Source organism: Cloacibacterium normanense (assembly GCF_002943105.1).
GTDB lineage: Bacteria > Bacteroidota > Bacteroidia > Flavobacteriales > Weeksellaceae > Cloacibacterium.
On sequence record NZ_PTPZ01000002.1, the window covers coordinates 63,275 to 78,753 of the forward strand.

Genomic DNA, 15,479 nt, shown 5'->3' on the forward strand with positions numbered 1-15,479 from the left:
CTAACCTAATTTTTTAAAATACTTCCAGAAAAAAAACATCCCTAGAAATCCCGAAAAACTCATCGCTAAAAAAACACTAATTCCCATCCCTAAAATTTGAAATTTTGGGACTAAAATAAAAGCAGAAATACCCAAAACAATCAACGAAAATATAGAAATGATAGTGTTTTTCTTCATTTCTCCCACTGCAGAAAGTAAATTCCCAAATAAATTTCTGAATAACATATTCATTAAAAATGTTATGACCAAAATTAAAAACACTTGGGTTTCATGAGCATATTGAGATGAGAAAAATAGCGTTAAAATTTCTTTGGCAAAGAAAAATGAAACTCCTAAAATGACTAAACAAATCGGAATGAAAATTTTATAGTAATTCAAAATGTAATCTTTTATAAATAATTGATTATGAGCGTTTTTTGCAATTTTTGGAAAATCTGCTTGTAACATAGATACTGCCAAAAAGGTAAGATTGGATGGCAAAATAATCGCCACTTTATAATCTGCTACCGCATTTTCGTTTAATAAAAATCCTAGAAGTAAAATATCTAAAGAAAATAATAAATCTGATAAAAAAGCAGTAAAAACAGCATGAAACGAATAACTCCAAAGTTCTTTTTTCTGAAGTTTTATTCTCTGAAAGTTTAGAATTTTATATTTAAAAAACCAGAATAAAGATAAAAATGGAGCAAGTGAAATAGCCAATAAATAACCTTTTAACCCGAAAAAGTAAGTTAAAATAATAATTAAAATCAGTCCAAAAACATTAACCACATTATTCACTCGAGCAAAGTTCTTGTTATCATGATATACTCTAAAATAAGATTGTATATGATTGAAAAAATAAAAACCAATCAGACGAATGGTAAAAAATATAAAAATCAGCAAAACATCTCCGTATTTCTGAACGAAAAAAATGCTCGAAAGAATAAACAGAACAGAAAGAATTAACTGATACAAAAATCCTTGAAGAAAAAAATGCTGATGAAGTTTTTCTTTTTCTTCTGCTTGTTCTGCAATGGCACCGAATCTTAGAAATCCTTGCGCAGAACCAAATCCACTAAAAGTTGCAAAAACCGCAAAAACAGAAGCCACAATCGTCATGATTCCAAAATCACTTTGCGGAAGCAATCTTACCACCGCAATAGACGAAATAAATCCACAGATTTTTGCAATCAATAGTGAAAAAAACACATATTGACCTTTATTTTTAAAAAAATTCTGCAAAAATTCTTGAAGACTCTTCATTTACGACAAATAATATTTAAAAATAGCTAAAATATTGACTGCAGAAGATTTGGAGAAGAAATCTTTATGATGATATAACTCTAAAATGTCTTTTTGAAGTTCTCTATAATCATCTAAAAGATCAATATTTGATTGAAAATAGTCGTTATAAAAAGATTGAATTTCTAGACTTGAATCAAAATAATATTGATACGGATACATGCTTATTTTATATTCCTTTCCGAAAATTTTATTGTAAAAAACATTCACCAATCTTTTGTTAAAATGATCTCCAAGAGTCGTTTTCCAATGAGCATTGGGTTTCATCATGGTTCGTTCCCATTTAAACAGAGTTGCCTCTTTGCAATGTTCTTTAATCCATTCTAAGTAAAAACGGTGATTAAATTTCCATTTTTCCGGCAAACTTATAGCAAAACTCATAAAATCTTTGGTCATAAAAGGAGAAGTCTGATACGAGAACTGTTGGAACACTTGACCTCCAAAAACCGCTCTATTAAAAGCGATATTCCTGAGATAAAAAAGCTCTTCTCTCTCATATTGAGATTTTATTTTTTCTAAATTTTCGGAAACTTTTGGCAAAAAATGACTATTGACTACTATTTTCTTGTTGGTAGGCTTTTGTACATCGGGAATCATGTTAAATCCACCTAAAACGCCATCACCAATTTGCCCAGAATGAATAAGCCCAAATTGTTCGTTATAAAATTGTTGTATTGCAAAATCTGCATGAATAGCACCTGTATATAAAATCATTCCTTCTGAGATGGAAATCATTTTATCAATATTTTTCAAGAAAATCCCTCCATCTAATGGAGCAAAATGGTAATCAAAATTAAATTTCTCGGCAATTTTTCTAGAAATGGTTTCGTCTAAATAATTGCTCTGCGAAAAACAAAACATTTTATCGGGATTTAGCTGCAATTTTTCTGCATATAAAACCGCAACTCTACTGTCTAAACCTCCGCTTAAAAGAGAAAAATATTCTTTGCCGAGTTCATTATCTTTCTCATATTCTAGAGCGACAGATTTTGAGAAAATTTCATCAATGGTATTAATTGCTACTTCTTTACTTCCTAAAAACCTCTCTGCTTCTACATTAAAATATTGTTCTTCTTTTATAGATAAATTTCCCGCATCTACTTTTATATATGATGCGTCATAAATTTTAAAAATATCATTTATCGGTGTTTTATTTTCAATGATATTGGTAAAAGCCAACATTTGGTAAATACTTTCTACATCTATAGAAAAATGAATTTTATTGGATTTTAAATCCTCCACAATATTTTTAATAGAAGTATCAATGATGATTAAATCCGTTGAACGATAATAAAAAACTTTTTGTGTAGAAGTAACATTGGTAAAAGCAAATACTGTTTTTTCACTTTTATCAATAATGAATCCTGAAAATTCCCCTTCCAAAAGCGCAAAAAAATGTTGTCTTTTTTGTTTGAATAAATTAAAAACTAGGTCTTTAAAATTTGTTGAAGCAAATTCTTGGCAAAGTGATTTCTTATTGAGAATTACTCCTTCCATTGCAATGAGAAAACTTTCATTTTCTATCATCACATTATCAAACAAACCCTCTTGAAATCTACAAAAAGATTCTATTTCTCCATTGAAAATTCTTACCGAAAATCCTTTTCTCATGATAAATCTTGATTATAAATTTCAGAAAATTTTTCGGCGATTACGGACTTAGAGAAATTTTCTACTACGTATTTTCTTAAATTTTCAGAAGATTCTAATGCTACATTTTTCTGTAGCACATTTTTCATGGCTTCTAATAAAGCATGACTATCATTTTTCTCTATTAAAACACCTCTTTTTTCATTTAATAATTCAGGTATTCCACCCACTTTTGTGGCAATAACAGGGATTCCAGAAGCTAAACTTTCTAAAATCACACAAGGTTGATTTTCATAATCACTAAAAAGTACAAAACAATTCGCAGCTTTCATTTTTTCTGAAACTTGTTCTAAATTAAGCATCCCGAAAGTTTTAATATAACTTTCTGCATTATTCAGGTGAATCATTTTTTGTAAAGGCTTCAAATCTCCATCACCACCAATTTGTAATTCAAAATTCTGATTTATTTGGCGTAAATCTATCGCTGTTTTGATGATTTTTTCGGGATTTTTTAGCGAAATAAGATTCGAAATATGTAGAAAAGTGAACTTTTCTGACTTCTCAAATTTTGGCGAAAACAAATCTGTATCTACCACATTTCCTACCACTTTCATAGGAGTATTAATTCCTAATTTTTGCAAACCCGAAATTAAATTTTCGGTAACAGGAATAATGAAAGATGCTTTTTCTGCGATTTTTTTTACTAAAAAACGAGCCGATTTAGAAATTTTATGATGATTTTGCTCTTGAAAAACCGACCAATGCTCTGAAATCACAAACGGAATTCCGTATTTTCTTTTCAAGGAAACTGCAAAAAGCATATTGTTATGAAGAACATTTCCGTGAACTAAATCTGGCTTTTGCATTTTTTTGAAACCCAATTGATAGGCTTTCATTCTTCTCAAAAAATTCTGCAAAGGGTTCTTGGAATTTTTGTAGTAAACAATCAGCGTTCTGATTCCATTGATCATTTCATCATCAAAAACAAATTTCTCTTTTTGGTTAAAATCACCAATTGCATGAAGAACTTCCACATCATGAAGTAAAGAAACGGCTTCTGCATGACGTTGCACAAAGTTTCCATTCGTAGGTTCAAGTTTATTAGGAAACCAAGACGAAATGAAGAGAATTTTATGTCGTGTATGAATGCTCAAACAGATAGTTTTATACAAATTTAAAGAAAACTTTCTAGGAAATAGATTTTGACAAAGTCAAATTGAAGTTTGAAATAAAAAAGTCGGACTAAAGTCCGACTCTATTGAATTTTATTTGATAAAACCAGCCCAACTTCGCTTGAAAGGAAGTAAAAAGTCTGATAAATAATTTACGTAAGTGTCTTTAGAAAAATCAAAAACTTCTACTTCTTCTGAAATTTCGTCATTTCTAACCGCAGTTCTAAAATCGGTCAGTTTCATGGTTTTTACTTCACCATTTTCCTTGTAGCAAGCTTTCATTCTGTCAAAAATTCCTAATTGATATTCTGCCTCGATTTCTCTCATTACACCATTTAGAGAATCCATAGAACAGCCAGAAGCCTGTACTTTTTCTTCGTCTACTGTAATGATAATGAATTGTTTATGATCAATTTTAAAAGAAGACGTTAATCCTTTTCCATGTGCATTCCAAGTAGGAAGAAAATCATACAATTTCTCCGTAATTTCCTTTACTTCTTTAGCAGTTAACGCTCTAGAAGCAGGATAAATAATGACTTTGAAGTCATTAGTCTCTACTATGGTTGATTCTTCTATTTTCATAATTTAAATAAATTATATTTTTTTAAGTTTAATAAAATCAATTTTTCTCAACTCAAACAAAAATATTAAAAATAAGGCAAAAATAAAGGGAATATAAAATCTATACTCACCTGCAGCAGGAAAAAATAAAAACTTTAAATAAATATTTAAAAATAAATTTACCGCTACAAATTTAATCCAAATATTTTTACTTAAATATAGAATACTAAAAGTTAAAAGTAATGAGCTAAGGATTACTTTCTTCATGTTAACAATTCCTTTTAATATTATATCAATATAAGTTTTTAAACTAAATTCTGGATTTTGTTCACTTATATAATTCCTTCTATAAATAAAAGAGTCATAAAAAACATGTTTCCAACCAGGATAATTATAATACTTAACTATTAAAAAATAGACTGTTCCAATTAAAATTATAAATATTAAATTATTAACATTAATTTTTTTTAATAAAAAATATTCATATAATATTTTAAAAAAATAAAAGCTAAACCCAAATATAATGTAATCAGGTCTTGAAAAAACTATTAAAAAAATAATAAAAAATACATAAATAGGTTTTTTATTATTTATAACAAAATTAGCAAAAACTAGTAGTAGTAAAACTAATAAAATGTCTGGCGAAGCAATTCTAGATAAATAATTTAGAACAGGCAATGATGAAAACAAAACAGAAGCAAAAAAAACGAAAAACGGATATTCTAAATAGATAGCTTTTAATGAAAAATAAAAAAATAATATAGAAATAAAAAACAAGAGTGAATTAAGATACAAGACAGAATAAGGAGCAGAAAAACCCATCAAATAAAAAGCTCTTACTAACAAATTATACCCAATTTTTATTTGATAATAAGGTAATTGTTCTTGAAAAGCAAGTTTACTTCTATAGAAGTAATTCGTTGCGTTATCTTTTCCTAATCCAATAATTTTATTAAATTCTTTTTGAGTAGATTCCTTCCTTATTTCACTATAAACTAGATTATGAGTTTGTTTAGTATATCCATCATTTTCGCTTACCAATAAAGCTCCAACATATCCAGGTAAATCCCAATCATACTCTCTATTTTGAAAATTATATATACTAAAGCTTAAAGCAATTAATATATATAAAATGTCTATTAAAAACCACTTTTTAGTTTTAAAGATCATCTGCTTCAGCAATTAATTCTACGATGTCTTTTACTTCTACTTCTTCATTTTTGTTGAAGTGTTTTACACCATCGGTCATCATTGTATTACAGAATGGGCAACCTGTTGCTACTACTTTTGGATTAAGCGCAAGAGCTTCTTCTGTTCTTTCAATATTGATGTCTTTATTGCCTTTTTCTGGTTCTTTAAACATTTGTGCACCTCCAGCTCCACAACATAATCCGTTGGTTTTACAACGCTTCATTTCTACCAATTCTGCATCTAATTTTTCTAAAAGAACTCTTGGAGCTTCGTATTCATCATTCGCTCTTCCTAAATAACAAGGATCGTGGAAAGTGATTTTTTTACCTTTGAAAGTGCCACCTTCTATTTTTAGTCTTCCTTGTTCCATCAATTGCTGAAGCAATTGTGTATGGTGTATTACTTCGTAATTTCCACCTAAACTAGGATATTCGTTTTTTAAAGTATTGAAGCAATGTGGACAAGCCGTTACGATTTTCTTTACTTCGTAAGCGTTTAAAACTTCTATGTTCGTTAATGCCATCATCTGGAAAATGAATTCATTTCCGGCACGTTTTGCAGGGTCTCCAGTACAAGATTCTTCTTGCCCAAGAACTGCAAATTCTACTCCTACTTTATTTAAAATTTTAGCAAATGCTTTGGTAATTTTTTTGGCTCTATCGTCAAAACTTCCTGCACAACCTACCCAAAAAAGAACTTCTGGAGATTTTCCTTCGGCAGCATATTCTGCCATTGTTTTTATAGTGAAATCCATATTGTAAATATGCTAATTTGTTAATTTGCTGACGTGCTAATTTTCGCATCAACACATCATCTCATTGTCACATTAATTTTCGTTTGCCCAATTTAATCTGTCTGCTTGGTTGTATTGCCAAGGTGCAGCATTGTTTTCGATATTAGTCATCATCATATTCAATTCTTGTGGAGCAGCAGATTGTTCCATAACCAGGAATCTACGCATTTCTACAATAATTGAAAGCGGATCAATCAATACCGGACAAGCTTCTACACAAGCATTACAACTTGTACAAGCCCATAATTCTTCTTTGGTAATATAATCGTTTAAGAGCTTTTTACCATCATCTACGAATTTTCCGTTTTTGTTGATATTTTTGCCCACCTCTTCTACTCTGTCTCTGGTAGACATCATAATTTTACGTGGCGAAAGTTTTTTGCCTGTAATATTTGCCGGACAAACCGCAGTACATCTTCCACATTCTGTACAAGAATAGGCATTTAATAACTGAACTTGATTCAAATCAAAAATATCTTCAGCGCCAAATTTAGCTGGAGGTTCTGCTCCTTCTGGTTGCGCTGCATAAGGATCTGCATTTGGATCCATCATTAATTTGATTTCTTGAGTTACAGATTCTAAATTATTGAATTTACCTTTTTTCTCCAAATTAGCATACCAAGTATTCGGGAATGCAAAAATGATGTGAAGGTGTTTAGAATAATATAAATAGTTCATGAAGAACAAAATTCCTACAAAGTGGAACCACCAAGCTCCTCTTTCTATGAAATGTAAAAACCCATCATTTAAACCGAAAGATTGAAAAATCGGTGCAATGAGATTTGATGAAACAGGGAAACTTCCGTGTGCTGCTAAAACGCCATTTTGCTGAAGCAACCAATCCGCTGCATTCATTTTGAAAAACGCCATCATTAAGCAGAATTCTATTACCAAAATCCAATTGGCATCATTTTTTGGCCAACCTTTTAGGTCGATAGAAGATAATCTAGGAATTTTAAGACCATTTCTTCTGATGAAGAATGCTACTACAGCAATCACTACTAGCGCAGCTAAAATTTCTAATGTAGCAGTGAAAATTCCGTAAAGTGTATCTCCAAAAATTGAAGCTAAGAAACGGTGTGTTCCGAAAATTCCATCTACAATGATTTCAATCAATTCAATGTTGATAATCACGAAGCCTACATAAACAATCATGTGCAAGAATGCTGCAACTGGGCGTTTTTTCATTTTGCTTTGCCCAAGAGCAACAGTCGCCATTGTTTTCCATCTTTCTGATGGGTTATCAGAACGATTGATTTCTCTTCCTAGTTTTATATTTCGGTAAATTTCTTTTAAACTTTTAAAAAACAGACCGAAACCAGCAATCAGTAAAACAAGGAATAAAATATTGTCTAAATATTGCATAGTTATTTTTTTCTCTTTTTCAAAAATACGTTAATTATTTCTTACCAAAAACAGAAATATTTATGTATCGCTTAGGATTTTCTTTAAGGTCTAAAATTAGACTATTAAGGTTCTGAGAAGTTTTATTGAGGTTATTGTATAATTCTTCATCTTTAGCTAGTTTACCAAGACTTCCTTCTCCATTATTAATCCCAGAAATTACCTGATTGAGTTTATTAGAAACTTCCGAAAGTCTTTCTACTGTTTGATTAAGCTGTTTCGTATCAATACTTTCTGCAACTTTTCCATATTTCTCTACAGCAGCATTGGCAGAAATCATAGTTTTATTAGCATTATCAAGTACATTCTCTACTCTACCTTGACTAGAAACCAATAATCTATTGGTTTGGTCAGAAGTATTTTTGAAAGAAGCAACTGTCTGGTTAAGACTTGCCAAAAGTATTTTAATTTCTCTTCTGTTTTGTTCGTCTACAATTTTATTAGTCGCTGCCATTGTAGAATCTAGTTTAGTTAAAACACTTTGCACTTGATCTTTTACAGGGCCTACTTGCGAAGATAAACTTGCCATCAAAGAAGATTGAAAAGTTCCTCTTAAAGTGTCTCCATCTTTAGCAAAAGGTGCTTTATCATAAACCAAATGAATTCGTGCTTGTTTACCAGACATAATTCCCGGTTCAAAGATTTCTACAGTAGAATTTTTTGAAAAATTAAAACCTTTATCTACTAAAACTTTAACCACAAAATAAATGGTTCCGTCTTTAGCTGTTTGAGGAAGGATTTTATCTACCTGTCCTACTTTCAAACCGTTAATAGAAACTGGATTAGACTGTTCTAAACCGTCTACATTGTCAAATTTTGCGTAGTAAATATTATCAGATGTAAAGAAACTTTTCCCCTTCATAAACTGGAAAAGAATAACGAATCCTACAATAGCTAAAAGTGCTATTAAACCTGCTTTTATTTCTTTAGTGTATTTCACAATTTTATGAATTTTTATGCGCAAATATACTACTTTTTGAAGTAATGGTAGTTTCAATATTTCTGCATATTGTTATAAAAAAAGCGACTTTTTCTAGAAAAAGTCGCTTTTAAATATTTTTGAGAAGAATTATTGAGCTTGAGAAGTTTTATCCCATACTTCAATTCTGTAATCTTCTATCTTAGCATTGTCTTGTAAACTCTTCATTAATGATTGGCTAAACATTTGAGCACCTTGTTGTTGCATTGCTTGCATAATTTGTTTAGCGTCTCCTGGTTGTTTGTTTAGCTTAACCGCTTTTTGTGTTACTACAAATACTCCAGTTGCACCTTCTACTGGTTTAGAGATTTTACCTTTTTTAACACCAAATGCAGCTCCAGCAACTTTAGCTTCCATAGCACCCCCTACAAATGGAGAGAATAAACTTACTTGCGAAGATTGTTTAGTGGTTCCAAATAATTTAGCGATAGCATCTAAATTTGTTGCTTTACTAGCAGTGATTTTTTCGCTAATTTTTTTCGCTAATAATTGATTTCTTACAATTGGTTCTACTTGTTCTCTTACAGATTCTGGATCTGCAATTCCCGCTTCTTGCTTACCGTTTAAGTATACTACGATGTAGTCACCATTACCAGTAGTAAAGATATTGGTTTCTCCTTTTTCTCTTTCTTTATTGAAAGCCCAAGCTAAAATTTCTTCGTCTTTATCTGTACCTAATCCTTGGATTTGACCTTGGAATCTTTTTACAGATTTTGGATTTTGGAAATTGAAATTTTTCTTATTCGCTCCGTTTGCAAAATCATTGAAAGATTTCCCTTGAACTGATTGAATGAAAGTATTTGCTTCTGTATACACTTTGTTTTCTGTTTCTTTAGAAGCTCTGATGTCTTTTGCTAAGTTTGCAATTTTGTAAACTGGCATTTTATTTTCGTTAACAATGATATGATAACCGAAATCAGTTTCTACTACACCTACAGCTCCTTTTGCGTTTCCTTTAACCCAATCTCCGAAAGGTTTAGCGTAGTTATTGTCATTATCTAAAATCCAACTTAGCATACCTCCTCTTTGCGCAGCACCTGGCTCATCAGACATTTGTACATATTCGTTGAATTTCAATGGATCAGCTTTTACTAATGCACCAATGCTGTCTGCTAATTTTTTAGCTTCTTCTTTGGTTCTTGTTTGCTTTTCATCTGCTCTCATTGCACCTTTGTATGCAAACAAAATGTGTTTAGGCATTGTAGCGCTGCTCTTTCCTACTAATTTGGTCACATAATATTTGTCACCAGATTTATAAGGTCCAAAAAATTGTCCTACAGAAGCACCTTTTACAAAAGCTTGCGCTTCTTGAGGAATTTCTTGGTCAGAAACAAATGAATATTTAATTTGTGCTTCAGAGTTTAATTCTACGAACATAGAATCGTTCGGAGTGTTTTTGAAACTTTCTAAGCCATTACCATTATCTACACCTTCGTTGTAAAGTTTGTTAATTTCTTTAAGAGCTAAAGCATCATCTGCTGCACTTGGTTTTGCAGGAAAATATACGATTCCTAAGTTTCTAGCAGCTTCAGATTTAAACATCACTGGATGTTTTTTGATATAATTTGCTAAATCTTCAGTAGCTACTTTTACAGGATTTTTAGCAGCAAAAGCAGCATAATCTACTTTCACGAAATCTATATCAGCAACTTCGTCTCTTTGCTTCATTAATTCAGCAGCTTCTTTTTTGTTGGCTGTAATTCCTGTAGTAACGTTTGCAAAAAGCTGTCTTGCCATCATTCTGTATTCGATAGCCTTTTTAGCTTTTAACCATTCGTTATATTGGTTTACGTCTCCACTATTTTTAAGTTCTTCGATTTGCTTTTTAATTTCAGCAACTTTGAAGTTTCCTTTTTCGTCAAAATTCTGTGGATTCTGCTCTTTAGAAAACATTGGGTCAAATTGTAATTGATTCCAGAAAATTTCATCTGTAATTTTTAACCCCATTTTATCAAACTGTTGTTCGATTAATTTAGACTGTACCAAAATTTGCCAAGCCTGTTCTTCTAAGCCTTGCTGTGGTTGCCCTTGAGATTGTTGTTGTAACAAACTTAATTGGTCATTAAATTCATCACGAGTGATTTCTACACCATTTACCTTTCCGAGAATATTTGGATTTTTACCAAACATTTTTTCAAAACTATCAGGATTTACTAGAAAGGCAAGTAAGCCTATCGCAACCATTCCTAATAATAGCCAAGGTCTCTTTCTTATTGAAGCTGTAATTGACATTTTATATATAAGTATTTAAAATCAGTGTGCGAAAATACATAATTTTAAGATAATAGAGAAATTTTATCACTCATTTTCATTCGTTTATATTTATTTTTTTAAAGGATTTTACAGAAGTCTATTTGGTAAATATTTCACAATCGACCACCACTTTGAAAATCAGTTCAGTTTTCTAGAATAAAAAAAGGAAAATTTGTCCATAAAAACTCTTGGCATAGCTATTGCGAATATTATATTACTCTTTATTTTAGGCAAGAAAATTTCGAATCTTGTCTTGGTAATTGATTTATATACCTTAAAAATGACAATTTGTCATTCTAATTTTTAGATTATGATTGAAATAGAAGATATCGCTTTTGAAAATTTTTTAGACGAAAATTTTAGTATCGTGGCAAACGAAGAAAAACAAACCAAAGAAGAAAAAGCGCAAGAGATTTTTCCGATTCTACCTGTTAGAAATATGGTGATGTTTCCGAAAGTGGTTATCCCAATCACTGCGGGAAGAGAAAAGTCTATTAAATTATTAGAAGAAGCACAAAAAAATGGTCAACTAATCGGAATTTTGAGCCAAAAACTCTCTCAACAAGAAAATCCTACCGAAAAAGACCTTTACCAAATAGGAACTATTGCTAAAATCATTAAAATCATCAAACTTCCTGATGGAAATATTTCTGCAATCACGAGAGGAGTTCAGCGTTTCAAAGTGAAAAATTTCATTGAAACCGAACCTTATTTCACCGCAGAAATAGAAAAATTAAAAGATTCTTCTACCAAAAAGAAAGAAGAATATGAAGCTTTGATTGATAACATCAAGGATTTAGCAATTAAAATCATAGAAATAGACCCTAATATTCCTGGTGCAGCTAATTTTGCCATCAGAAATATTGAAGGACAAGAAGATTTACTGAATTTCATCTGCGTAAATGCAAATTTCTCTTCGGAAAACAAACAAAAACTTCTGGAAGAAAAATCATTGATGAAACGTGCAGAATTATGCTATGAACTGATGCATGATGATTTCAGAAGATTAGAATTGAAAAATCAAATTCATCAAAAAACTTCTCGCGATTTAGACAAACAACAGAGAGAATATTTCCTGAGCCAACAAATCAGAACGATTCAAGAAGAATTAGGCGGCGGAACGGAAACCGATGTAGATGAACTGAAGAAAAAAGCAGAAAAAATTTCTTGGAAACCAGAAATTCAGGAACATTTCGAGAAAGAACTGAAAAGACTTCAGCGCCATAATCCCAATTCGCCAGATTATAATGTACAGAGAAATTATCTAGATTTCTTCACAGATTTGCCTTGGAATTCTTATTCTAAAGACATTTTTGATATTCCAAAAGCTGAAAAAATCTTGAATAAAGACCATTTCGGTTTAGAAGACATCAAAAAAAGAATTTTAGAACACATGGCAGTTCTGAAATTGAAAAATGACATGAAATCTCCGATTTTGTGTTTAGTTGGTCCTCCTGGAGTCGGTAAAACTTCCCTCGGAAAATCTATTGCAGACGCTCTCGGAAGAAAATATGTAAGAATGAGTTTAGGAGGTCTGCATGACGAATCAGAAATCCGTGGACACAGAAAAACTTACATCGGTGCAATGGCGGGAAGATTATTGCAAGCCATCAAAAAAGCGGGAACTTCTAATCCAGTTATCGTTTTAGATGAAATAGACAAACTTGGACAAGGAATTCACGGCGACCCTAGTTCTGCACTTTTGGAAGTTCTAGACCCAGAACAAAACCACAGTTTTTATGATAATTTCTTAGAAATTGGGTATGATTTGTCAAAAGTGATGTTCATTGCTACAGCCAATTCGCTTTCTACGATTCAAACGCCACTTTTGGATAGAATGGAAATCATTCAACTTTCGGGTTATACCATTGAAGAAAAGGTAGAAATCGCAAAACGCCATTTGATAAAAAAACAAATGGAAGAAACTGGCCTACAAAAAGACGCTTATAAACTAGGAAATAAAGAAATTGCACACGTAATAGAAGCTTTCACCAGAGAAAGCGGTGTAAGAAATTTAGAAAAACAAATCGCCAAAATTTCTCGTTGGGTTGCCCTACAAATTACGATGAATAAAGAATACGACCCGAAAATTTCCATTCAGAAAATTGATGAAATCCTAGGCGTTCCGATGTCTAAAAATTTCTCAGAAATGATGGATGTTCCAGGTGTAGTTACAGGATTAGCTTGGACTTCGGTTGGTGGTGATATCTTATTCATAGAGAGTATTTTAAGCAAAGGAAAAGGTAATCTTACGATGACAGGAAATCTAGGAAATGTAATGAAAGAATCTGCAACCATTTCGCTAGAATACATCAAAGCAAAACACGAAAGTTTAGGTATTTCTTTAGAAGATATTGAAAATAAAAACATCCACGTTCACGTTCCAGAAGGCGCCACTCCAAAAGATGGACCAAGTGCAGGAATTGCAATGCTAACGAGCATGGTTTCCAGCTATTTAAATAAAAAAGTAAAACCACATTTGGCAATGACTGGGGAAATTACTTTAAGAGGAAAAGTGCTTCCAGTTGGCGGAATTAAAGAAAAATTGTTGGCTGCAGTAAGAGCAGAAATTAAAGAAGTGATTCTGTGCGAAGAAAACAGAAAAGATGTTTCGGAAATCAACCAAAACTATCTTAAAAATCTAAAAGTTCATTATGTGAAAACCATGAAAGAAGTAGTGGAATTAGCGATTGAGAAATAATTTTACAAATCCATATTAAATTTAGGACAAGACGCAAATTTGCGTCTTGTCCTTTTTTACAAAACTCTGAAATTCTAGAACTTATATTGCAAACCAAGTTTACAAAAACAAAAAACCACTTTTACAAACTTTACAAGAATCTTGTGCTCAACTTTGAGGAAGTCTAACCACAAAAACCTTAAACAATGAACACAAAATTTCAAAAACTAGTTTTCGCAACCTTTATTTTAGCGGGATTATTTTCTTGTCAAAAATCTGAAAGGGTAGATGCCGAATACGAAAGCGCTGCCATGACCGCAGATTCTACTACTATTCAAAAAGATGAAGTTTCTTACGCCGCTTCTCAACAAATTCCAGACAAAAAATTTGTAAAAACCGCAGAAGTCAGCATGGAAGTAAAAGACGTTTACGAAGCCACAGTTCACATAGAAAATACACTGAAAAATCTCGGCGGATTTGTTACCAAAAGTGAATTACAAAGTCAAGTTATCGAAGAAGAAACCTACAATACTTCTGACCAAAATGCGGTTTTACTCAGAAAATTCAATTCTTACAATAAGATGCAAGTAAGAGTTCCTTCGGAAAAATTAGGTGCGTTTCTCACTTCTGTAAATGACCGAAAACTTTTCTTGAACACCAGAATTATTTCGGCTGAAGATGTGACCAACAATGCTAAAATTGCGGAACTTGAATTGAAAAAAATCAATAAAACGGGCGAAGTGATTTCTCAAATGAAAAACAATGAAAAGAAAGCAAACCTCACCGAAGAAAACGAAGAGGAAAACAACACCCAACAAATTGAAAATCTGAACCTTGCAGACAACATCAAATACAGCACTGTAGACATTTACATTAAAGAACCAAAAGTAAGAATCGCCGAAATTGCCATTACCAACACCCAATTTTACGACAATAAATACCAAGTCAATTTCTTCTACGAGGCAAAATCTTCTCTACTTAACGGATTTTATTTCGTGCAAAAATTTTTTGTTTTCTTGCTGAATTTCTGGCCTTTATTTTTGGGAATTTTAATCGTAATTTATTTTGCAAAGTATAACCTTACGACTATTATCTTCCCGAAAAAAATTTCAAAATCTGAGAATGTCGAAAAGTGATACTAATAAATGTTTTCTGTAATTTTAGGAACCCAAATTATTAAGATTTGATAAAAGACAATCATCACTAAAAAGAAGGCGAAAGCATATTCTTTTAGTTTTTTAAAATGAGTATAGAAGTGTTGTAATCCTTGATTTTGATTATTACGCTTCGTGAAATTTTTCATTCTAAACTCCATAATTTTTCTCATGAAAAATAAAATGGGAATTGCAAAAGAAAACATTAAAATCAATGCAAACTTGAAGGCTGGAAATTCTTGCTTAAATTTTTCAAAAAATAAAAAACACAAAACAGTCAAAAAAAGCAAGCCTAGAGAAAGATAGAAATATTTTTTTTTGAAGTCAACTAACCTTGTAAAATAGGAAAAAGAGCTAAAACCTAAAGAGATTACTGTAAAAGATAAAAGTATTTGAAAAATCACGTTATTATTTTTCT

At 31.4% G+C, this 15,479-nt stretch carries 11 protein-coding genes; 2 read left to right on the top strand and 9 right to left on the bottom strand.

What is annotated here, in order from left to right; all coding sequences use genetic code 11:
* The 9 genes from C3729_RS03275 to C3729_RS03315 all read right to left on the bottom strand — a co-directional run bounded on the left by C3729_RS03275 (window position 1) and on the right by C3729_RS03315 (window position 11,206).
* Window positions 1-1,245: an oligosaccharide flippase family protein gene (locus C3729_RS03275; protein ID WP_104792853.1), complete on the bottom strand. Its 1,245-nt coding sequence runs from the start codon at window positions 1,243-1,245 to the stop codon at window positions 1-3.
* Window positions 1,246-2,895, bottom strand: coding sequence for an asparagine synthase-related protein (locus C3729_RS03280; protein WP_104792854.1), 1,650 nt, complete (start codon window positions 2,893-2,895; stop codon window positions 1,246-1,248).
* Window positions 2,892-4,028 (bottom strand): glycosyltransferase, encoded by a 1,137-nt coding sequence (locus C3729_RS03285; RefSeq protein ID WP_165785707.1) that lies wholly within the window; start codon window positions 4,026-4,028, stop codon window positions 2,892-2,894. Before C3729_RS03285 ends, C3729_RS03280 begins: the two co-directional genes overlap by 4 nt.
* A 111-nt stretch (window positions 4,029-4,139) precedes the next feature.
* Window positions 4,140-4,628, bottom strand: coding sequence for a hypothetical protein (locus C3729_RS03290; RefSeq protein ID WP_104792856.1), 489 nt, complete (start codon window positions 4,626-4,628; stop codon window positions 4,140-4,142).
* 12 nt (window positions 4,629-4,640) lie between these two features.
* Window positions 4,641-5,777, bottom strand: a complete 1,137-nt coding sequence (locus tag C3729_RS03295) for a hypothetical protein (RefSeq protein ID WP_104792857.1) — start codon at window positions 5,775-5,777, stop codon at window positions 4,641-4,643.
* On the bottom strand, window positions 5,767-6,552 hold the full coding sequence (locus C3729_RS03300) for a (Fe-S)-binding protein (protein ID WP_104792858.1): 786 nt from the start codon (window positions 6,550-6,552) through the stop codon (window positions 5,767-5,769). The genes C3729_RS03295 and C3729_RS03300 overlap by 11 nt, the downstream gene beginning before the upstream one ends.
* A 72-nt stretch (window positions 6,553-6,624) precedes the next feature.
* Entirely contained in the window at window positions 6,625-7,956 is a 1,332-nt protein-coding gene (locus tag C3729_RS03305) for a (Fe-S)-binding protein (RefSeq protein WP_104792859.1), read from the bottom strand.
* Window positions 7,957-7,990: 34 nt separating this feature from the next.
* Window positions 7,991-8,935, bottom strand: coding sequence for an MlaD family protein (locus tag C3729_RS03310; RefSeq protein ID WP_104792860.1), 945 nt, complete (start codon window positions 8,933-8,935; stop codon window positions 7,991-7,993).
* A gap of 129 nt (window positions 8,936-9,064) precedes the next feature.
* Window positions 9,065-11,206 carry a peptidylprolyl isomerase gene (locus tag C3729_RS03315; protein ID WP_104792861.1) on the bottom strand — a complete coding sequence of 714 codons (2,142 nt, stop codon included), beginning with the start codon at window positions 11,204-11,206 and terminating at the stop codon, window positions 9,065-9,067.
* 331 nt (window positions 11,207-11,537) lie between these two features.
* On the opposite strand from C3729_RS03315, the gene lon reads away from it, so the two are divergent.
* A complete protein-coding gene (lon, locus tag C3729_RS03320; RefSeq protein ID WP_104792862.1) occupies window positions 11,538-13,928 on the top strand; it encodes an endopeptidase La in 2,391 nt (796 codons plus the stop codon).
* A 185-nt stretch (window positions 13,929-14,113) separates the two neighbouring features.
* Complete coding sequence (locus C3729_RS03325; protein ID WP_104792863.1) at window positions 14,114-15,043, top strand: DUF4349 domain-containing protein; 930 nt, start codon at window positions 14,114-14,116, stop codon at window positions 15,041-15,043.
* The last annotated feature ends 436 nt before the right edge of the window (window positions 15,044-15,479 follow it).

What these genes read in the sequence shown, in the direction of transcription:
- C3729_RS03295 (WP_104792857.1), bottom strand. Translation starts at nt 5,777, where the DNA reads ATGATCTTTAAAACTAAAAAGTGGTTTTTAATAGACATTTTATATATA.
- C3729_RS03315 (WP_104792861.1), bottom strand. Translation starts at nt 11,206, where the DNA reads ATGTCAATTACAGCTTCAATAAGAAAGAGACCTTGGCTATTATTAGGA.
- C3729_RS03275 (WP_104792853.1), bottom strand. Translation starts at nt 1,245, where the DNA reads ATGAAGAGTCTTCAAGAATTTTTGCAGAATTTTTTTAAAAATAAAGGT.
- C3729_RS03280 (WP_104792854.1), bottom strand. Translation starts at nt 2,895, where the DNA reads ATGAGAAAAGGATTTTCGGTAAGAATTTTCAATGGAGAAATAGAATCT.
- C3729_RS03325 (WP_104792863.1), top strand. Translation starts at nt 14,114, where the DNA reads ATGAACACAAAATTTCAAAAACTAGTTTTCGCAACCTTTATTTTAGCG.
- lon (WP_104792862.1), top strand. Translation starts at nt 11,538, where the DNA reads ATGATTGAAATAGAAGATATCGCTTTTGAAAATTTTTTAGACGAAAAT.
- C3729_RS03290 (WP_104792856.1), bottom strand. Translation starts at nt 4,628, where the DNA reads ATGAAAATAGAAGAATCAACCATAGTAGAGACTAATGACTTCAAAGTC.
- C3729_RS03305 (WP_104792859.1), bottom strand. Translation starts at nt 7,956, where the DNA reads ATGCAATATTTAGACAATATTTTATTCCTTGTTTTACTGATTGCTGGT.
- C3729_RS03300 (WP_104792858.1), bottom strand. Translation starts at nt 6,552, where the DNA reads ATGGATTTCACTATAAAAACAATGGCAGAATATGCTGCCGAAGGAAAA.